Source organism: Kiloniellales bacterium (genome assembly GCA_030066685.1).
In the GTDB taxonomy this organism is placed as follows: domain Bacteria; phylum Pseudomonadota; class Alphaproteobacteria; order Kiloniellales; family JAKSBE01; genus JAKSBE01.
In genome coordinates this window covers 71,839-91,829 of sequence record JASJBF010000005.1, presented here as the reverse complement: position 1 = coordinate 91,829, position 19,991 = coordinate 71,839, and the positions used below count along the sequence as shown (strand labels likewise).

General features: G+C 70.4%; 17 protein-coding genes. 9 read left to right on the top strand and 8 right to left on the bottom strand.

Features of this window, described 5'->3' with window-relative positions; genetic code table 11:
* Positions 1-156: 156 nt before the first annotated feature.
* The 7 genes from QNJ30_05980 to QNJ30_05950 all read right to left on the bottom strand — a co-directional run bounded on the left by QNJ30_05980 (position 157) and on the right by QNJ30_05950 (position 6,179).
* Complete coding sequence (locus QNJ30_05980) at positions 157-1,137, bottom strand: acyl-CoA desaturase (protein ID MDJ0942990.1); 981 nt, start codon at positions 1,135-1,137, stop codon at positions 157-159.
* A 25-nt stretch (positions 1,138-1,162) separates the two neighbouring features.
* Positions 1,163-1,651, bottom strand: a complete 489-nt coding sequence (locus QNJ30_05975; GenBank protein ID MDJ0942989.1) for a hypothetical protein — start codon at positions 1,649-1,651, stop codon at positions 1,163-1,165.
* Between the two features lie 92 nt (positions 1,652-1,743).
* Positions 1,744-3,180 carry a TIGR01777 family oxidoreductase gene (locus QNJ30_05970; GenBank protein MDJ0942988.1) on the bottom strand — a complete coding sequence of 479 codons (1,437 nt, stop codon included), beginning with the start codon at positions 3,178-3,180 and terminating at the stop codon, positions 1,744-1,746.
* Positions 3,181-3,192: 12 nt separating this feature from the next.
* Positions 3,193-3,876 carry a DUF4166 domain-containing protein gene (locus QNJ30_05965; GenBank protein MDJ0942987.1) on the bottom strand — a complete coding sequence of 228 codons (684 nt, stop codon included), beginning with the start codon at positions 3,874-3,876 and terminating at the stop codon, positions 3,193-3,195.
* Positions 3,877-3,924: 48 nt separating this feature from the next.
* On the bottom strand, positions 3,925-4,143 hold the full coding sequence (locus QNJ30_05960; protein ID MDJ0942986.1) for a hypothetical protein: 219 nt from the start codon (positions 4,141-4,143) through the stop codon (positions 3,925-3,927).
* A 110-nt stretch (positions 4,144-4,253) separates the two neighbouring features.
* Entirely contained in the window at positions 4,254-4,787 is a 534-nt protein-coding gene (locus QNJ30_05955; protein ID MDJ0942985.1) for a MarR family transcriptional regulator, read from the bottom strand.
* A 177-nt stretch (positions 4,788-4,964) separates the two neighbouring features.
* Positions 4,965-6,179 (bottom strand): Bcr/CflA family efflux MFS transporter, encoded by a 1,215-nt coding sequence (locus tag QNJ30_05950; protein MDJ0942984.1) that lies wholly within the window; start codon positions 6,177-6,179, stop codon positions 4,965-4,967.
* Positions 6,180-6,356: 177 nt separating this feature from the next.
* Here QNJ30_05950 and QNJ30_05945 point away from each other — a divergent pair, with 177 nt between their 5' ends.
* The 7 genes from QNJ30_05945 (at position 6,357) to QNJ30_05915 (ending at position 14,366) form a co-directional block, all read left to right on the top strand.
* Entirely contained in the window at positions 6,357-7,271 is a 915-nt protein-coding gene (locus QNJ30_05945) for a homocysteine S-methyltransferase family protein (GenBank protein ID MDJ0942983.1), read from the top strand.
* Between the two features lie 56 nt (positions 7,272-7,327).
* Positions 7,328-8,413 carry an FAD-dependent oxidoreductase gene (locus tag QNJ30_05940; GenBank protein MDJ0942982.1) on the top strand — a complete coding sequence of 362 codons (1,086 nt, stop codon included), beginning with the start codon at positions 7,328-7,330 and terminating at the stop codon, positions 8,411-8,413.
* Between the two features lie 178 nt (positions 8,414-8,591).
* Positions 8,592-9,557 carry an aspartate carbamoyltransferase catalytic subunit gene (locus tag QNJ30_05935; protein ID MDJ0942981.1) on the top strand — a complete coding sequence of 322 codons (966 nt, stop codon included), beginning with the start codon at positions 8,592-8,594 and terminating at the stop codon, positions 9,555-9,557.
* Between the two features lie 160 nt (positions 9,558-9,717).
* Positions 9,718-11,007 (top strand): dihydroorotase, encoded by a 1,290-nt coding sequence (pyrC, locus tag QNJ30_05930; protein ID MDJ0942980.1) that lies wholly within the window; start codon positions 9,718-9,720, stop codon positions 11,005-11,007.
* 115 nt (positions 11,008-11,122) lie between these two features.
* Positions 11,123-11,746, top strand: coding sequence for a glycerol-3-phosphate 1-O-acyltransferase PlsY (gene plsY / locus QNJ30_05925; protein ID MDJ0942979.1), 624 nt, complete (start codon positions 11,123-11,125; stop codon positions 11,744-11,746).
* A 103-nt stretch (positions 11,747-11,849) separates the two neighbouring features.
* On the top strand, positions 11,850-13,157 hold the full coding sequence (locus QNJ30_05920) for a hypothetical protein (protein ID MDJ0942978.1): 1,308 nt from the start codon (positions 11,850-11,852) through the stop codon (positions 13,155-13,157).
* Positions 13,158-13,280: 123 nt separating this feature from the next.
* Complete coding sequence (locus tag QNJ30_05915; GenBank protein ID MDJ0942977.1) at positions 13,281-14,366, top strand: enolase C-terminal domain-like protein; 1,086 nt, start codon at positions 13,281-13,283, stop codon at positions 14,364-14,366.
* A 294-nt stretch (positions 14,367-14,660) separates the two neighbouring features.
* Here QNJ30_05915 and QNJ30_05910 read toward each other — a convergent pair whose 3' ends face one another.
* Positions 14,661-15,845: a hypothetical protein gene (locus QNJ30_05910; GenBank protein MDJ0942976.1), complete on the bottom strand. Its 1,185-nt coding sequence runs from the start codon at positions 15,843-15,845 to the stop codon at positions 14,661-14,663.
* 154 nt (positions 15,846-15,999) lie between these two features.
* Here QNJ30_05910 and dprA point away from each other — a divergent pair, with 154 nt between their 5' ends.
* Positions 16,000-17,142 carry a DNA-processing protein DprA gene (dprA, locus tag QNJ30_05905; protein ID MDJ0942975.1) on the top strand — a complete coding sequence of 381 codons (1,143 nt, stop codon included), beginning with the start codon at positions 16,000-16,002 and terminating at the stop codon, positions 17,140-17,142.
* 41 nt (positions 17,143-17,183) lie between these two features.
* Positions 17,184-19,991: a type I DNA topoisomerase gene (topA, locus tag QNJ30_05900; protein MDJ0942974.1), complete on the top strand. Its 2,808-nt coding sequence runs from the start codon at positions 17,184-17,186 to the stop codon at positions 19,989-19,991.

The window sequence follows — 19,991 nt, the reverse complement described above, 5'->3', positions numbered from 1 at the left end:
ACAGCCGTCATGAGAAAACTCATCACCACCGCAAACGCCCTCCTCCGCGAAAACCGCAAGTGGACAAAGCAGAGAGCTTGATCAAAACGGATACTCTAGAAGGGCGGCCGCGGAACCGCAGCCGGACTCGCGAAGCTGCCGATCTGCAGCCTCGCGCTATCGCGCGGCATCAGAGTTTTGCAGCTCCGCCGCGAGCCCGATCGCCTTGGCGCCGGGCATGACCGGGATCAGGCCCGGACGCGGCGGCAGAGTTTCCGGGGTCTGGACGTTCCAGGCCAGGCCGAGCCACTGCAGCACTTGGATGAAGCGCCAGCCGGGATCGGCTTGCCCGGGATAGTGGCCGTGACGGGCCGAGGCCGGAAAGGCATGGTGGTTGTTGTGCCAGCTCTCGCCCATGGTCGGGATGGCGAAGAGCGGCACGTCATGGGCCTGGACCCCGGCCTCCTCGACCAGCCAGGACTGGGGTCCCCGGGTGTGGGCGATCCGGCCGATGTACCAGTGCATCGTGGTGCAAGCGGTGACCCGGACGCAGACGCCCCAGACCACCCAGGGCCAGCCTCCCAACGCGTAGAGCGCCAGAGCGATCGGGACCTGCTGCAGCATCCAGGTCTTTTCGAGGAAGACGTAGAAGCGGTCGTCGGCGATGCCGGGCCCCGGGTCGAAGCCCGGGGGATGGCGCAGCCGCAGCCGGCAATGCAGGTTCCACCAGGCGTCGGTCCAGAAGCCCCGGCGGTGCGAGAGGTAGTCGTGGCAGCGGGCCTGGCGCTGGGCCCAGTCCCGGGTGTCGTGGACCCGGATGGTCCAGAGCGGCCCGCCCATGCCGACCGCGGTTCCCGACCAGACCAGCAGGCGCTCGAGCCACTTCGGGCAGTCGAAGCTGCGGTGGATCAGCCGCCGGTGAAAGCCGACCGAATGCCCCGTGCAGAGCACGACGGCGCTGGTCGCGAGAAAGACGAGGAAGGCGTCCCAGGCGAAGGTCAGCGGCCCGAGCGCCAGCGCCGCCAGCATCATCCCGCCGTTCCAGAGCGAGCGGACCGGATCCCAGCGCACCTCCGCCGCCAGCGCATCGGCCTCCGGGGAGAGGATCAGGGAATTGACCTTGAAGGGGTCTGACGCCGCCCTTGCTGACTCACTCATGCCGGACCTCCGATCCAATAGACGCTCAACGCAATGCCACGATGGCGAGCGGTAAGGCCGCATGCAGCCCGATGAAGACAAGCCAGGGCTGGCGCCGATATGCGACCGACCAGAACATCAACGCCGCGGCCGCGCCTATGCCGGAGAGCAGGAGTTGCTCTCCAAGCGAAAGGCAGGCGAGCCAGTCGGGCAGTTTGCCGGCCACCCCACGCTTGAAGCACCCGTGGTTGCTGCCCGTCACCACGGCCAGGGCCCAGCCGATCGCGGCACCGCCCAAGACGTGCCGTGGCCAGTCCGACCACCCGAGACATCGGTAGAGCAGGTGCGCTGGAAGACCAGCGATCAGGATCGTCGGTATCGTGACTCCGAGGCCGAAAACCAGGCCGAGGAAAATCCCCGCGAGCACCTCGAGTGGCTGGAACGCCCCTTTGCGAATGGCTTCCGCGACCCCCAACGCCAACCCGAGAATCGTCCCCGGGACGAAGGCAGCGACGACAAAGCCAGTCGTGGCCATGACGCCGTTCCCCAAGGCCGTTGCGCGGGACGATGACCGGCAGGAGCGGTGATCTTGGAGGTGGCTCCCGAGATCATCACCTCCTTCCTCTGTCACCGCAGGATGTCCTTCAACGCGCCTTCGAGCTCCGGGTGGCGGAAGCGGTAGCCGAGCTCCTCGGCGCGCTTGGGCAGGATGCGCTGGCCGCCGAGCAGCAGCTCTTCGGCCATCTCGCCCAGGGCGAAGCGCAGGGCGCGCGCGGGCAGGGGCAGGACGGCGGGGCGGCGCAGGACCCGGCCCAAAGCGCGGGCGAAGTCGCGGTTGCGCAGCGGCTGCGGGGCGGTGGCATTGATCGGGCCGGCGAAGCGCTCGTCGGCCAGGGCGCGCAGGATCAGGCCGAGCATGTCGTCCATGTGGATCCAGGACATCCACTGCCGGCCGCGCCCGATCGGTCCGCCCAGGCCCAGCTCGAAGGGCAGCAGCATCTGCCCGAGCGCCCCGCCCTCGGCGGACAGGACCAGGCCGATGCGCAGGCAACAGACCCGGACGCCGAGCTTCTCGGCCTCCAGCGCCGCGGCCTCCCAGGCCTCGCAGACCTCGTTGCCGAAGGAGGGCCGCGGCTCCGTGTCCTCGTCGAAGGCCGCATCGGCACCGAAGCCGTAGTAGCCGAGCGCCGAGGCCGAGATCAGGACCGGCGGCCGGGTCTTGGCCCGGGCGATGAAGGCGACGACGTCGCGGGTCGTCTCCAGGCGGCTGCGCAGGATCTCGCGCTTCTTCTTGGGCGTCCAGCGGCCGTTGGCGACCGGCTCGCCGGCCAGGTTGACCACGGCGTCGAAGCAGAGCTCCGGGTCGAGCTGGTCCAGGCGGTCGACCGCCGCGACGGGGCCCTCGACGTCGCGCAGCTTGCGCTTGTCGCGGGTGACCACGGTGACCCGGTGGCCGGCGGCGATGAGGTCGGCTGAGAGCCGCCGGCCGATGAAGCCGGTGCCGCCGGTGATCAGGACCGAGCGCCGCGCCGGCAGGTCCCGAGCCGCATTGGGCCGGGCCGCCGGGCTGCGCCGGGCCAGGGCGCGGGCGCGCAGGTGGTCCCGGAGGCCCCAGAACAGCACCCCGCCGCTGTAGAGCGTCATGACCCAGGATAGCCAGCCCCGGTCGACCCAGGCGACGCCGCTGGGCAGCGCGGCCCAGCCCCAGACCACCGGCAGCAGAACCGCCAGGATCGCGCCGTAGGCGATGGCCAGGACGCTGTGGAGAACCCGCTCGCTGCCCGGCAGGTCGCGGGTCCGGTCCTCCACGAGGAAGTCCCAGAGGGTGATGCCGATCTCCGCGACCAGCACCGCCGCGAAGAGCCAGGCGTAGATCCCGCGCCACTCGATCCAGGCCAGAGAGAAGAAGATCACGACGTAGAAAAGGTTGCGCGCCGCGTGCAGGCGCAACTCCGCCACCGCGGCCCGGCGCCAGGTCAGGCGCTCGGTGATCTCATGGTGGTAGACGATGTCGAAGGCTCCGAGCGGCGCCTGGACGAGAAAGAGGTAGAGCACCAGTTCCATGTCGCGCCTCGCTCAGTTCGCCGGGCCCATCTCGCGAAACAGGCCGGTCTGGAAGACCGTCTCGCCGAAGACCGGGTGGCGCATCTCCAGGGTGAAGCGGAAGCTGCCGCCGCCGGCCTCGGCGTGGCTGACCCGGGTCCGGCCCGGGGTCAGCAGGCCCGGCAGCGGCAGGCGCCGGCCGAAGACCTCCCAAAAGTAGCCGCGGCTTTCGAAGATCAGCGCGCCTTCGCGCTCGAATAGCCGGAGGTACATGCCCAGCCCGCCGGCCACGACCTCCATCAGGCCCGCCGCTTGGTCGCAGACCTTGGTCGAGGCGACCCGGACCGGCGGCCGGGCCGGATAGCAGTAGAAGCGCTCCCAAACGGTGCCGTCGCGGCGGGTGTCGCGGTAGACCCGGGCCAGGACAGGCACGTCGCGGCCGCGCCAGGGCGCCAGTGGCGTGCCGATCAGGCGGCAGACCTGGGCGACCAGCCAGCCCAGGCGCGACAGCCGAACCTCGGACATGAAGCCCGCGTAGTGGTGGGTCGCCTCGGCCTCGACGCCGAAGCGCCGGCGCACCTCGGGATGGAGGCGCGCCCAGCCGGCCTCGCCCAGGAGCCGGCGGAAGACAGACTCCTCTTCGGGGACCTCCTTCGCATCGTCGATCCCGACACCGACCGTCAAGGGCTCGTCGCTTCGCACGACCGTCCCTGTCATCCCGACCTCCATGGGGAGCCTCCCCTGCCTCCAGCCGAGCCTTGGCCCCTAGGGCTGCGGCTTCAGGACGCGCTTCTCGCGCAGCGCCCGGCGGTGCGCCTCGACGATCCCCAGCGGGCGGCCGGCCTCGGCCGGCTTGGACGCGGGCTTGCGGGCCTTGGGCGGCGGCTTGCCGGTTGGCGGCTTGCTGGGGGGCTCGGGGGGCGCGGCGCGCGGGCCGAACCAGAAGCGGGCGAAGTCGCCCTGCCAGATCTTGCGTGCCATCATCTGAGTCTCCCTTCTGATGTTTCTGTTAAGACTGAAACTATTGTTCAAAAAAAATGACTTCGGCGGGCCGGCCCCAAGGTGAAACCCAGGAAATAGGGCGGCGGCGCAAGTCATGCCGCCTTCTTCCCCAGGACGCGCGAGACCTTGGCGCCCATCTGCATCAGGCCGACCAGGGTCGCCTTGGGCAAGCCGCGGACCTGCTCGTACCACTTGGTCAGACGCTCCATAAAACCGAGCATGTTGGCGATGCGGTCCTTCACGACCTGCGGTGTCTCGCTGTCGGTCTCGGCGTCCAGGACGCACTGCCGCAGCATGGTCAGGGTCGGGTCGATCTCGCGCCGCTTGCGCTCCTCGACGATGGTGGTGAGCATCTGCCAGGTGTCGTGCAAGGCCTCGAAGTGGTCGCGCCGGTCACCCAGGATGTGGGTTACCCGGACCAGGCCCCAGGCCTGCAATTCCTTCAGGCTGGTCGAGACGTTGGAGCGGGCGATCGACAAAGTCTCAGCGATGTCCTCCGCCGGCAGGGGCCGCGGCGCCAGGTAGAGCAGCGCATGGATCTGGGCCACCGAGCGGTTGGTGCCCCAGCGCGTTCCCATCTCCCCCCAATGGAGGATGTACTTCTCCATGACCGGCGTCAGTTTCATAAGGCGTTCCCGTTATTTCTGTATAGACTGAAAATAGTGAAATCGAGCTCGATCGTCAAGGCGTATTGCCGTCTCGTCACCACCATAGGTCCTCTCACCAAGTGGCTGGAAACTGGTGAAAACCGGATGATGGCCCTTGAGGCCATCGACAGGCTGGCACCGAAATAGGCCTCGGCCTCACACTGGTGCCCGTCGAACAAACGACGCGATCCGCACGGCCAGGCAGAGGCCGGCGCCAGCGGCCATGACCCAGCAGAGCGCGGCGTAGCTGCTCGGCCAGATCCCGGCAGCCGCCAGCTGGGCGCCGAGCGCGCCGGCCAGGACTTGCAGGGCGCCGATCAGGGAGGAGCCGAAGCCGGCCATCTGGCCGGCCGGCTCCAGAGCCAGGGCGGTGGCCGCCGGCAGCAGCAGGCCGAAGGCCAGGACGTAGAGCCCGACCAGGCCCCAGAAGACCGGCAGGGCCAGATCCGCGCCGGCGGCCAGGGCAAGGCCGAGGCCGGCCAGGCCGGCGATGCCGGCGCCCAGGGTCAGCACCGCCTGGACGCCGAAACGGCGGACGCCCTGGCGCGCGGCCACCGAGCCGACGACGAAGGCGACGGCGGCCAGGGTGAAGAGCGGCCCAAAGGCCTCGACGGCGACACCGTAGCGTTCCAGCGCGACTGCCGCGCCGACCGACAGCAGGGCCGCGTAGCCGGCGAAGATCGATGCCGAGATCCCGATCCCGACCCGGAAATCGCGCGCCGCGAAGAGCCGGCGGGCGTCGCCCAGTCGCCCGGCCGGCGACAGCGATCTCCGCTTGGCCGGCGGCAGGCTCTCGGCCAGCACGAGATAGGCCGAGAGCGCGGTCAGCACGCCGAAGAGCGCCAGGAACCAGAAGATCGCCGGCCATTCGAAGAGCACCAGCAGCCCGGAGCCGATCGCCGGCGCCAGCAGGGGCGCGCCGCCCAGGACGATGGTCATGGCCGAGATCAGCGAGGCGCTGGCCGCGCCACCGCCCTGGTCGCGGGCGATCGCCCGGGCGATCACCGGCGAGGCGGCACCGAGGAGCCCCTGGACGCCGCGGGCCAGCAGCAGCACCTCGAAGCTGCCGGCCAGGGCGCAGACCACGCTGGCCAGGATGAAGCCGGCGAGCGAAAGGAACAGCGGCGGCCGGCGGCCGAAGCGGTCGGCCAGCGGCCCCCAGAGCAGCTGCCCCGGGCCGTAGCCGAGCAGGTAGGCGCTGACCAGGGCCGCGCCCGCCGCCGGCGCGGCGCCGTATGAACGGGCGATCTCGGGCTGGGCCGGGAGGCAGACGTCGACCGTGGTCGCCGAGACCGCGGCCAGGGCGCCCAGGGTCACCACGAAGGCGAGGTTGCCGCCCTTTGCGTTTCCGCTGTCGTTGTCCTGAGGCAAGCCCCCTCCCCGATGCAAGGCCCCGGATGTGAAACCCGCTCCAGATCCTCCGTCGCCGGGGCCTTGTCAAGCGGAGCCGCGTCGGCCCCGTCGCCCTGCCCTGGAAAGGTTTCTGGCCTTGCCTCATCCCCGCCGTTATTCTCGGGCAACTTATGCCAAGAGGTATAGAGAGGCGCGATGGACGGAGTTCCCGAGCTTGCCCTGCCCGAGGGCGTGGTGGTGCTGGATGGCGGGCTAGGCCAGGAGCTGCGCCACCGCGGGCTGAAGCGCCATCCGCTCTGGTCCGCCTATGCCCTGGTCTCGGCGCAGGCCAAGGTCCTGGCGGTGCACCTGGACTACATCGCCGCCGGCGCCCGGATCATCACCACCAACAGCTATTCGACCATCCGGCCCCGCCTGGAAGAGAACGGCATGGCCGAGCGCTTCCACGAGCTCAACCGCTCGGCCGGCGAGCTGGCCTGCTGGGCCCGGGACGAGTCCGGCGCCGAGGTCCTGATCGCCGGCTCCCTGCCGCCGCTGCACGGCAGCTACCGCCCCGACCGGGTCGCGCCCTTCGAGGAGACAGAGCCGCTCTACCGCGAGCAGGCCGAGGTCCTGGCGCCCTTCGTCGACGTCTTCCTCTGCGAGACCATGTCCAGCGCCGCGGAGGCCCGGGCGGCGGCGAGCGGCGCGGCCGCGACCGGCAAGCCGGTCTGGGTCGCCTGGACCCTGGAGGACGGCGGCAGCCCCCGCCTGCGCAGCGGCGAGACGGTCGCCGACGCCGCGGCGGCGCTGCAGGACCTGCCGGTCAGCGGCTTCCTCGCGAACTGCTGCGCGCCGGAGAGCATCTCCGTCGCCATGCCCGAGCTTTCCGAAATCGCGGCCGCGCGCGGCGGCATCGCCGGCGGTTTCGCTAACGCCTTCGCCGCGGTGCCCAAGGACTGGGACTACGTTGAGGACGGCATCGCCGCCCTGGGCCTGCGCCGCGACCTCGATCCCTTCACCTATGCCGAATACGCCGCGGACTGGGTCCTGGCCGGCGCCAAGGTGGTCGGCGGCTGCTGCGAGGTCGGCCCCGCCCACATCGCCCGCCTGCGCCAGCGCCTAGGCTGACGGCCACCCGCCATCGTCCTTGCGCCGAGCTTGCGGCGGGTGCGATAGCTGAGCTCATGAGCCGCAAGGGACAGCACGTCCTCGTCGTCGGCGCCGGGATCCTCGGCGCCGCCATCGCTTATCACCTGGCCCGGCGCGGCGCCAAGGTGACCGTCGTCGACCGCGGCCCGCCCGCCGGCGAGGCCACGGGGGCCTCCTTCGCCTGGATCAACGCCTCCTTCCGCAACCCCAAGCCCTACTACGACCTGCGCATGCTCGGGCTGCAGGAGTACCGCCGCCTGGAGGCGGAGCTGGCCGGCCGCCTGGTCGTGACCTGGGGCGGCGGCCTCAACTGGGACCTGGAAGAGGACGAGATCGACCCCCTGGTCCGGCAGCACGCGAGCTGGGGCTATGACCTACGGGTCGTCGGACGCGACGAGATCCGGGCCCTGGAGCCCAAGCTGAGGGCGCCGCCCGAGCGCGCGGTCTTCTCCGCCTGCGAAGGCGCTCTCAACCCGGTCGCCGCGACCGAGGCGCTGCTGGCCGGCGCCGAGGCCTTCGGCGCCGAGATCAAGATCGGCTGCGAAGTCTCTGAATTTCGAGCTTCCGATGGACGGGTCGCCGGCCTCAGAACCGCGGCGGGCAACCTGGAGGCCGACCAGGTGGTGCTGGCCGCCGGGGTGGCCAGCGCCGGCCTGGCGGCGCGCCTCGGCTTCGATCTGCCGCTGCGGTCCTCGCCCGGCCTGCTGGTCCACAGCCGGCCGATGCCCCCGCTGCTCGGCCGGGTGGTCGAATCGCCGGGCCTTCACATGAAGCAGGATCCGGACGGCCGCCTGGTCGCCGGCGAGTCCTTCGGCGGCGGCCCGGCGCCCAACGATCCGGAGGCCGAGGGCCAGCGCCTGATCGACCGGATCAAGGCGGCCCTGACCGGCAGCGAGCGCCTGGAAATGGAGCATGTCTCGGTCGGCCTGCGCCCGATCCCCGCGGATGGCCTGCCGGCGATCGGCCCGCTGCCCGGGATCGAAGGCCTCTACCTGGCAGTCATGCACAGCGGCATCACCCTGGCCCCGGCGGTCGGCCGCTTCACCGCCATGGAACTCCTCGACGGCGCCGAGGTGGAGCTGCTCGCCCCCTTCCGTCCCGACCGCTTCGCCACCGGATGAGTCAGGTCGGCGCGCGCCTTTCCTCCTCACTGTCATCCCCGGGCTTGACCCGGGGATCCATCGCGCAAGCGGCACCATGGATGCCCGGATCAAGTCCGGGCATGACAGAAGAGAAGAACCAAATCACCCGCCTCACCGTCTTGCGCCCCCGGCGTGGCGATGTCATAAGACGCCTTTAATGAGCACGCCCGAGTCCGACGCCCTCGCCAGCCGTTTCCCGCATCGCGATTTGCTGGGCATCGCCGGGCTTTCCCCGCCGGAAATCCTCTTCCTGCTCGACTTGGCCGAGGGCTACGTCGAGGTCAGCCGTGCCGCCGAGAAGAAGCAGGAGCTGCTGCGCGGCCGGACGGTGATCAACCTCTTCTTCGAGAGCTCGACCCGGACCCGGACCTCCTTCGAGCTGGCGGCCAAGCGCCTGGGCGCCGACGTCATCAACATGTCAGTGGCTTGGTCGTCGATCAAAAAGGGCGAGACCCTGATCGACACCGCCATGACCCTGAACGCCATGCACCCCGACGTGCTGATCGTCCGCCATCCGGACTCGGGCGGGGTGAAGCTCTTGTCCGAGAAGGTCAACTGCGCGGTGATCAACGCTGGCGACGGCAGCCACGAGCACCCGACCCAGGCCCTGCTGGACGCGCTGACCATCCGCCGCCGCCGGGGCATCATCGCGGGGCTGGAGGTGGCGATCTGCGGCGACATCAGCCACAGCCGGGTCGCCCGCTCCAACATCCACCTGCTGAACACCTTGGGCGCGCGCGTCCGGGTCATCGCGCCGCCGACCCTGATGCCCAGCGCCATCGACCGCCTGGGCGTCACCCCCTACTTCGACCTGCGCGAGGGCCTGAAGGACTGCGACATCGTCATGATGCTGCGCCTGCAGAACGAGCGCATGCAGGGCAGCTACGTGCCCTCGATCCGCGAGTACTTCCACTTCTTCGGCCTGGACCGGGAGAAGCTCAAGAATGCCAAGCCCGACGCCTTGGTCATGCACCCCGGGCCGATGAACCGCGGCGTCGAGATCGACAGCGAGCTGGCCGACGACATCGACCGCTCCCTGATCCGCGAGCAGGTCGAGATGGGCGTCGCCGTGCGCATGGCCTGCCTCGACGCCCTGACCCGTGGCTTGCAGACGAATGCGTAGGGTCTGGAAACGATGATGCAAGTCTTACCCCCCTCCCTATCCCTCCCCCACAAGGGGGGAGGGTACAAGACGGCGGGCTATCTCATTTCCCCCTCCCCCTTGATGGGGGAGGGTCGGGGTGGGGGTGACCCGGTCGGCACAAACAGGCGCCCCTAGTCCTATGCCGAAGCACCGCAGCGCCTACCTCAACGCCCGCCTGCTCGATCCGGAGAGCGGCCTCGACGTGGTCGGCGACGTCCTGGTCGAGGACGGGGTCATCGTCGACCTGGGGCCCCGGGTCTTCGACGGCGTGCCCGAGGGGATCGAGACCACCGACTGCGGCGGCGACTGCCTGGCGCCGGGCTTGGTCGACCTGCGGGTCCAGCTGCGCGAGCCGGGCGAGGAGCACAAGGAGACCATCGAGACCGGCAGCGCCGCGGCGGCGGCCGGCGGCGTTACCTCGCTGGCCGCCCTGCCCAACACCGAGCCGGTGGTCGACGACGTCGCCGGGGTCGAGTACGTCGCCCGCCGGGCGCGCGAGACCAAGCTGGTCAAGGTCTACACCTACGCCGCCCTGACCCGCGGCCTGGAGGGCAAGGAGCTGACCGAGCTCGGCCTCTTGAAGGAGTTCGGGGCGGTCGGCTTCACCGACGGCCTGAAGCCGGTCGCCGATGCCATGGTCCTGCGCAGGGCGCTCGCCTACGGCAAGACCTTCGGCGTGACCATCGTCCAGCACGCCCAGGAGCCAGCGCTGTCGCGCGGCGCCATGAACGCCGGCGAGCTGGCGACCCGCCTCGGCCTGCCCGGCATCCCGCCGCTGGCCGAGGTCATGATGATCGAGCGCGACCTGCGCCTGGTCGAGATGACCGGCGGCCGCTACCACGCGGCCCAGGTCTCCACCGCCGCCGCGGTCGAGGCCATCGCCGCGGCCAAGGCGCGCGGCCTGCCGGTGACCTGCGACACCGCGCCGCACTACTTCACCCTCAACGAGAACGCGGTCGGCGACTACCGGACCTTCGCCAAGGTCGTCCCGCCCCTGCGCAGCGAGGACGATCGCCGGGCCGTCGCCAAGGCGGTCGCCAGCGGCGTCATCGACGCGGTCGCCAGCGACCACAGCCCCCACGACCAGGACTCCAAGCGCCTGCCCTTCGAGGCCGCCGACGCCGGCATCGTCGGCCTGGAGAGCCTGCTGCCCCTCTCCCTGGAGCTGGTCCACAAGGGCGAGCTCTCCCTGCTCGATTTGCTGCGCCGCTTGTGCCTCGCCCCGGCCGAGATCCTCGGCCTCAAGGCCGGCCGGCTGGCCGTGGGCGCCCCGGCCGACCTGGTCCTCTTCGACCTGGAGCTCGCCGGCCGCCTCGACCCCGACTCCTTCCGCAGCAAGTCCAAGAACTCCCCCTTCGAGAACCACCCGGTCCAGGGCCGGGTGCTGCGCACGGTGGTCGACGGGCGGACGATCTTCCAGGCCGATTGACAGCCTTGTAGCCTTGATTTGCGTGCCTTGGGGGCCGGACGTCACGGTTGCCCAAGCGTCCGAAACCACAGATCATTACCTAAGCTCGCTCTGCCATCACAGCCGACCCGCCCCCATGCCCGATCCGATCTCCTGGGAGTTTTCCGGTCCCTATCTCGCCGCGGCGCTGATCGGCGGCTATCTTCTGGGAGCGGTGCCTTTCGGGCTGCTGCTGACCCGGATCGCCGGCCTGGGGGACATCCGGGCCATCGGTTCCGGCAACATCGGGGCGACCAACGTGCTGCGCACCGGGCGCAAGGGCCTGGCGGCGGCGACCCTGCTGCTCGACGGCGGCAAGGGCGCGGCCGCGGTCCTGGTCGCCGGGGCCTGGGGACCGGACATGGCCATCATGGGCGGCTACGGCGCGCTCCTCGGCCACCTCTTCCCGCTCTGGCTGAAGTTCAAGGGCGGCAAGGGCGTGGCGACCACCCTGGGCGTGCTGCTGGCGATCGCCTGGCCGGTCGGCATCGCCTGCTGCCTGACCTGGCTGCTGATCGCCGCGACCTTCCGCTATTCCTCCTTGGCGGCGCTGATCGCCCTGGCCGCCGGGCCGGCCTTCGCTTGGCTCTTCCTGGGCGACCTGCAGCTGGTCCAGATGGCGGCGATCCTGGCGGTGCTGGTCTGGTCGCGGCACCTGAGCAACCTGCGCCGCCTGCTGAAGGGCGAGGAGCCGAAGATCGGCGCCGGCAAGAAAGCGTGACCGGCTTTAGCGAAGGCCGGCTATGGTTAAAGGGATCTTCACCGGCCGGTCCTAGCCTCGCCGGCGTTGCCGTCCGCCCGCAGAGCAAGGAAAGGCCGAAAGGATGGGGCTCGGTTTCCTGATCCATGGCAGCGCCCGGGGCCGCGGACTGCTGCGCCGCAAGCCGAGCCATGCCGAGCTTTGCCGCCGGCTGCAGGAGGCGATCTTCCAGGCTGTCCCGGATCCGCTTCAACACCGCCTGCTGCACTTCCAGGCCCACGAGGGCGGCATGGAGGTGACCTTCCACCCGGCCGCCGAGGCGGTGGACTTCGGCTTCGGCGACGACGGCGAACTCACGGTCTCGGCCAACACCTCGACCGTGGGGCCCGGCTACCACGCCATGCTGGTCGAGCTGATCGAGGCGATCGGACCGGTCGCCGGGATCGACTGGGACTGGAGCGACCACGACGAAGACGAAGGCGACGAGACCGGCTATCACGAGAGCCGCGACTTCGGCGCGCTGCAGCAGGAGATGCTGGCCTGGCTGAAGGGCCTCGCAAACCTTCTTCTCGAACGACATGACGGCGAGATCGGCCAGATCGCCCTGTCCATGCCGCTTCACTACCACCTGGTCACGGAGCAATTCGCCTATTCGCCGCTGGGCTTCTGGGACCGGGGCTGGTTCGAAGCCCTGGCTGCCGCCGAAGGCGAGCGGGCCGAGAGCCTGGCCGCCGCCTTCTTTCCCTGGTGGAACCATCCGGCCGACGCCGCCTACTGGCGCGACTGCGCCCTGGTCCTTGCTTGGACCGAGCTGCCCTGGACCCCGCCGGTCGACGAGGCGGAGCAACAGCTCTACGAGCTGGCCGTGGAATGCTTCGGCCGGGCCCGGAAGCTCGATCCGTCGATCGGCCTGCCGGTCGCGGAGATCGCCGAGATCAGGGACCTGCTGTCCAGCGACGAGACCGGGCAGCTGCCCAAGGCCGAGGGCATCGGATTCCGCCGCGGCCAGCACCGGCGCCCCTTCGGCGGCGGCTGGAGCCTGGTGATGCCCGGCTACTTCCGCGAACTCGACGACGAGGGCGACGAAGGCACGACGGTCCTGGCCCATGGCGAGCGCGCCCTCAATCTCAGCAGCTATACCTTCGAAGCCAAGACCCCCGAGGCAAGCCCGGCGGCGGACACGGTGCGCGAGATGGAAGCGGAGCACCGCGGTCGAGGCTTCTGCGCGACCTACGACGGCGAGGGCTTGACGGGCTGGGGCAGCGAGAGCGAGGCCGAGGACGGGCGCTGCTGGCACTTCCAGGCCTGCATCGGCAAGGATGGCGGCGGCAAAGGGCAGCTCTGCCTCCTGACCTTCACCTACGAGACCGCCACCGAAGGCCGAGACTGGGCGCTGGAGGTCTTCAGGTCAGTCCGGCTCCAGCAGGACTAGCGCAGGTCACTATCGACGCTCCCTGGTATTGCATCCGGCCAGCGGGATCGCGAAGCGTTTCCATCTGATCGGATAATGCCTTAGACCGGTGGCAACCTCACTTTCCGGAGCCGGGAGCCCGCCATGTCCGAGACCGCCGAATTGACCTTCCGCGCGCTGACCACCCGCGCCGTCGCCGCGCCGCTGGCCCGACCGCTCAGGACCGCCTCGGGCTCGATCCCGAACGCGCCGCTGCTCCTGCTCGACGTGGAGTCGGAGCAGGGCGTGACCGGCCGCGCCTGGATCTTCGGTTACAGCACCCTGACCCTGCGCGCCCTGGCCGCCTTCCTCGGCGACCTGGAGGCGGTGATCAAGGGTCAGCCCGCCGCGCCCGCGGCGCTCTACAAGGACCTGGAGGCGCGCTTCCGCCTGATGGGCCGCCAGGGCCTGGTCGGCATGGCCCTCTCGGGGCTCGACATGGCGCTCTGGGACCTCCAGGGCCGGGCCCTGAGCAAGCCGGTGGTCGCGCTGCTGGGCGGCCGGGTCGGGCCGGTGCCGGCCTACGACAGCTACGGCGTGGTCGACCCGGTGGCCGACCGCGCGGCCCTGGAGGGCAGCCTCGAGCAGGGCTTCCGCGCGATCAAGATCAAGATCGGCGTCGGCGACCTGGCCTGGGACCTGGAGAACGTCGCCGGGGTCCGCGAGGTCATCGGGCCCGAGGTCCGGCTGATGGTCGACTACAACCAGTCCTTGACCGCGCCCGAGGCCCTGCGCCGGATCGCCGCCCTGGAGCGCTTCGACCTGACCTGGGTCGAGGAGCCGGTGCCGGCCGAGGACCTGGCCGGCCACGCCCGGGTCCGGGAGGGCTCTGCGGTCCCGGTCCAGACCGGCGAGAACTGGTGGTTCGCCGCCGACATGGCCCACGCCATCGCGGCGGGCGCCTGCGACCTCTGCATGCCGGACCTGATGAAGATCGGCGGCATCACCGGCTGGCTGCGGGCCATGGGCCAGGCCGAGGCGGCCGCGATCCCGGTCTCCAGCCACCTCTTCATCGAGGCCAGCGCCCACGTCCTGCCGGTCACGCCCCTGGCGCACTACCTGGAGTACCTGGACCTCGCGAGCCCGGTGATCGCCGAGCCACCGGTTCTCGCCGACGGCTGCGTCACCCCCCGCGGCCCCGGCCTCGGCATGGACTGGGACATGGCGGCGGTCGATCGCTACGGCCTCTAGTGTGGTGGATCCTAAGTTCCTTGTATCTAGGACGGCCTTGCAGGGGTCTCGGCGAGGCGCGCGGGTCGTGGTGATGCTGGCGCATTACGAGAGCCGCGCAACGACGACCGAGGGGCCTGCAAGGCCGCCCGAAGGGTCGCTTTTGCCGCCCTCTGGAGGGCGTCAGCGCCGCTTGACGATGCGACGGCATCGCCCGCGCGACGCTTCCTACCCAGACGACCGCAAAAGCGATCCTAGATGCAACGAACTTAGGATCCACCACACTGGGGCGGCGTTGGCTCCGCAAGCCCGGCTTCAGTCCGTGCTCGCCAGAGCCGCCGGCAGTGCCGGCGCCGGCGCGTCGTCGCGCTCCTCCAGCAGGCGGTAGGCCGCGCGCCAGAGGGTGAACTGGTCGTCGAGGCTGCCGGGGCCCAGGTCGACATGGGCCAGGTTGTCGACCAGGAAGAGCTCCGCCTTGTCCTCGCCGGCGGCGGCGGCCAGGGCCAGGCTCTCGCTGTAGGGGATGATCTTGTCGTCCCTGCCGTGGATCAGCAGGATCCTCGCCGAGACATCTGAAAAATCGAGATTCTTCAGGTCGAGCGCGCGGATCTCCGCGCGCACGCGCTGCGGCAGGACCGAAATCAGGCGCCCGACCTCGGCCGGGTCGCGGTTCTGCAGCAGGGCGTAGATCGAGCGCCCCTCGGGGCTGAGCCCCGCGGCAAGATGGGAGATGTCGGCCCGCAGGTCGTCCAGCTTGCGCTCGGCCATCTCCTGCAGCAGGCGCCGGTCCCGCGGCAGGGAGATGAAGTCGCTGTTGGACCGCAGGTAGACCCACTTGCCGTAGGGGTTGGGATCGGCCGCCTGCCAGGGGCCATCGGGCGCGTCGCGATAGACGCCGGCGGTGAAGAAGGTGATGACCGCCTCCAGGTCGTAGTAGCCGCCGATGGCCGCGACGAAGCGGATGCGGTCGCGGGCGTCGGGTGCCGCCGCCGCCATCACCGCGGGCCCGGCGGCGTAGGAGACCGCCACCACACCGACCGGCGCGCCCTCCCCCGCCGCGGCGAAGCTCGCGAGGTGACGGGCCGCGTCGGCGATCTTGCGGGCGTCGGTCGCCCGGACCTTGAGCTGGCGCAGGTTCGGGATCTCCGGCACCAGCACCGCGAAGCGCGCCCGGGCCAGGGATTCGGCGAAGGCGACGAACTTGGGATCGTCCTTGCCGTTGACCGCCGCGCCGGGGACAAGGACCAGACCGGCCTCGGCCCGGTCGCCCGGCAGATAGAGGTCGCCGGCCGAGCGGCGGTGATCGACCTTGTAGGTCACACTGCGGCGCTTCGGCGGCGGCCGCGACTCCTTGAGTCCGCTGGGACCTCCGGCCGCGGCGATGTCCTGAGCGACCTGCATCGCCTCCCAGCCGCGCAGGGGCGAGCAGCCCGAGAGGAGCAGCGCCAAGGCGACCACCGCCCAGGGCGCGAGAAGCTCGAAACGAGACCGGTCCTGCATTGGCCGCTTTGTCATCCCGCCACCAGCCTGCCACAAGCCCACCCCGGCCACAGCCCCGCAGAGCGCGCGAGTCAAGATGAAGGGCCTTTGCGGCGAGGCCAAGGCGAAGCGGCTCGCCCTTGACGAGCCTCCGGCTCGGCGTCACGTTCACGTTATGGTCTCATCCGCCGCCGAGGACTCCAGAGCCGGCCGGATCGCGTTCCTGCGCCTGATCCGCAGCGAGAACGTCGGGCCGATCACCTGCCGGCGGCTGCTCGCGCAGTTCGGCAACGCCGCGGCGGCGCTAGAGGCCCTGCCGGAGCTGGCCCGCCGGGGCGGCCGCCGGCGACCGGTCCGGCTCTGCCCGCCGGACGAGGCGGAGCGCGAGCTGGACGCCCTGGAGGCCCTGGGCGCGCGGGTCCTTACGCTATCTGATCCGGACTATCCTCCGGCCCTGGCGGCGATCGACGACCCGCCGCCGGTGCTCAGCGTGCTCGGCGACCCGGCCCTGCCGAATCGGCGCGCTCTCGCCGTCGTCGGCGCCCGCAACGCCTCGGCCAACGGCCGCCGCTTCGCCAAGCAGCTCGCCGCCGACCTGGGCCAAGCCGGGCTGGTCGTCACCTCGGGCCTGGCCCGCGGCATCGACACCGCGGCCCACGAAGGCGCCCTGGACGGCGGCACCGTGGCGGTCCTGGCCGGGGGTCCCGACGTGGTCTACCCGCGCGAGAACGCGGCGCTCTACGAAGCCGTCCGCGACCGCGGGGCGGTGGTCTCGGAGATGCCGGCCGGCCTGGTGCCCCAGGCGCGCCACTTCCCCCGCCGCAACCGCCTGATCTCTGGGCTTTCGCTCGGGGTGCTGGTGGTCGAGGCGGCGCCGCGCTCGGGCTCGCTGATCACGGCGCGCCTGGCGCTGGAGCAGGGCCGCGAGGTCTTCGCCGTGCCCGGCTCGCCCCTCGACCCCCGGGCGCGCGGCTGCAATCACCTGATCCGCCAGGGCGCGGTGCTGACCGAATCCGCCGAGGATGTCCTGGAGACTCTGGAAGGCTTCCTGGCCGAGCGGCGGATTCGGCCCGAAACCGGGCCCGGTCCGGTGCCCGAGGCGCCCGAACCCGGCCAGGACGAGGCCACCGAGGCGCGTGATATCGTTAAGCAATTGCTAGGACCTTCGCCGGTACTGCTTGACGAAGTGGCACGCCAGGCCCAATTGTCAGCCGCAATGGTTAACCGGGTCCTCTTGGAACTTGAGTTGGCCGGGCGAGTCGTCCGGCATCCCGGGAACCGCGTATCGCTTTCGATGGATGGCGACGACACGGGCTGAACCCGTGCGTGCCCGAGAGACGGAGCTCGGATCGTCAAGGCATGCCTGACTCCAGCAGGACAGGATCGCGCAAGAGCGTCGTGATCGTCGAATCGCCGGCCAAGGCGAAGACGATCAACAAGTACCTGGGCAGCAGCTTCGAGGTGCTGGCCAGCTACGGCCACGTGCGCGACCTGCCGCCCAAGGACGGCTCGGTCCGGCCGGACGAAGGCTTCGCCATGGACTGGCAGGTCGACGACCGCTCGGAGAAGCGGCTGAAGGAGATCGCCGACGCCGTCAAGCGCGCCGCCAAGCTCTACCTCGCGACCGACCCCGACCGCGAGGGCGAGGCGATCTCCTGGCACATCGCCGAGGAGCTGAACCGGCGCAAGGCCCTGGGCGGGGTCGAGGTCAGCCGCGTCGTCTTCAACGAGATCACCAAGAACGCCGTGCTCGATGCCTTCGAGCATCCGCGTGACCTGAACCGTGAGCTGATCGACGCCTATCTGGCGCGCCGCGCGCTGGACTATCTGGTCGGCTTCACCCTGTCGCCGGTGCTCTGGCGCAAGCTGCCCGGCAGCCGCTCGGCCGGGCGCGTTCAGTCGGTCGCCCTCAGGCTGATCTGCGAGCGCGAGGCCGAGATCGAGGTCTTCAAGCCGCAAGAGTTCTGGACCATCGACGTCGAGCTGGCCAGCGCCGCCGGCGCGCCTTTCACGGCGCGGCTCAGCCACCTGGACGGCAAGAAGCTCGACAAGTTCGACCTCGGCGACGAGGCCAGCGCCAAGGCGGCCGCCGGGCGGCTGGAGCAGGCCCTGGGCTTCGAGATCGAAAAGATCGAACGCAAGCAGGTCCGGCGCAACCCGCCGCCGCCCTTCACCACCTCGACCCTGCAGCAGGAGGCCTCGCGCAAGCTCGGCTTCAGCGCGACCCGGACCATGCGCACCGCCCAGAAGCTCTACGAGGGCGTCGACCTGGGCGGCGAGGTGGTCGGCCTGATCACCTACATGCGGACCGACGGCGTGCAGATCTCGAACGAGGCCATCGCCGGGATCCGCGAGACCATCGGCGAGCGCTTCGGCCCGGCCTACCTGCCGGAGGCGCCCCGAGTCTACAAGGCCAAGGCGCGCAACGCCCAGGAGGCGCACGAGGCGATCCGCCCGACCGACATCACCGGTCGGCCCTCGGACCTGGCGCCCTGGCTCGACGCCGACGGGGTCAAGCTCTACGAGCTGATCTGGAAGCGGACCCTGGCGAGCCAGATGGAGAGCGCCCGCCTGGACCAGGTCGCGGTCGACATCGCCGTCGACGGCCGGGCGCCCAAGGATGGCGCCGCATGGTTGCGGGCGACCGGCTCGGTGGTGGCCTTCGACGGCTATCTCACGCTCTACCAGGAGGGCCGCGACGACAGCCCGCGCGACGGTGAGGGCGACGACCGCCGCCTGCCGCAGATGAAGGAGGGCGAGGCGGTGTCGCGCCGCAAGGTCCTGCCCGAGCAGCATTTCACCCAGCCGCCGCCGCGCTTCACCGAGGCCAGCCTGGTCAAGAAGCTGGAGGAGCTGGGCATCGGCCGGCCCTCGACCTACGCCTCGATCCTCCAGGTGCTGCAGGACCGCGACTACGTGCGGCTGGAAAAGCGGCGTTTCTACCCCGAGGACCGCGGCCGCATGGTCACCGCCTTCCTGAGCAGCTTCTTCACACGTTACGTCGAGTATGGCTTCACCGCCGACCTGGAGGGCAAGCTGGACGCGGTCTCCGACGGCCGGCTGTCCTGGCAGGAGCTGCTGAAGGACTTCTGGTCCGGCTTCAAGGCCGCGGTCGACGAGACCAAGGACCTGCGGATCACCCACGTCATCGAATCGCTGGACGCCGAGCTGGGGCCCCATTTCTTCCCGGTCGACCCGGAGAAGCCCGGGCACAACCCGCGGGTCTGTCCGGCCTGCTCCGAGGGCCGCCTGGGCCTGAAGATCGGCAAGACTGGCGGCTTCATCGGCTGCTCCAACTACCCGGACTGCCGCTACACCCGCTCCCTGGCGGTGATCAACGGCGAGGAGGCCGCGGCCGAGGCCTGCCTGGCCAGCCCGCGCGAGTTGGGCAAGGATCCAGCGACCGGGCTGCCGGTCACGGTGCGCAAGGGGCCCTTCGGGATCTACCTGCAGCTGGGCGAAGCCTCCAAGGAGAAGGGCGCGGAGAAGCCGAAGCGCTGCTCTCTGCCCAAGGGCATGAGCCCGATGGAGATCGACCTGCAGACCGCCCTGGCCTTGCTCGCCCTGCCGCGCGAGGTCGGCCCGCATCCCGAGACCGGAGAGCCGATCCTGGCCGGGATCGGCCGCTACGGGCCCTACGTCAAGCACAAGTCGGCCTACAAGACCCTGGCCGAAGACGACGACGTCCTGACCATCGGGCTCAACCGCGCCGTGGTCCTGATCGCCGAGGCGCCGGCGCGGCGCCAGAGCACGGCCCTCCGGACCCTGGGCGAGCACCCGGACGACCAGAAGCCGGTCACCCTGCACAAGGGCCGCTACGGCCCCTATGCCAAGCACGGCAAGATCAACGCCACCCTGCCCGACCACCTGACCACCGAGGACATCACCCTCGAGCAGGCGCTCGAGCTCCTGGAGGCGCAGGCGGCGAAGAAAGGCAAGAAGCCCGCCGCGAAGAAGACTGCCGCAAAGAAGACGGGCGCCAAGAAAGCCGCGGCCAAGAAGACGGGCACCAAGAAGGCAGCAGCGAAAAAGACGGCGGCCAAGAAGACCGGAGCCAGAAAGGCCGCGGGCAAGAAGACCAGCAAGAGCGGGACCGCCGAGAAGCCCGCCGAGGAGACGGGTCAGGCAGCGAAAACCGGGTCCGCCGCCGCCGAGGCCGCCGAATAG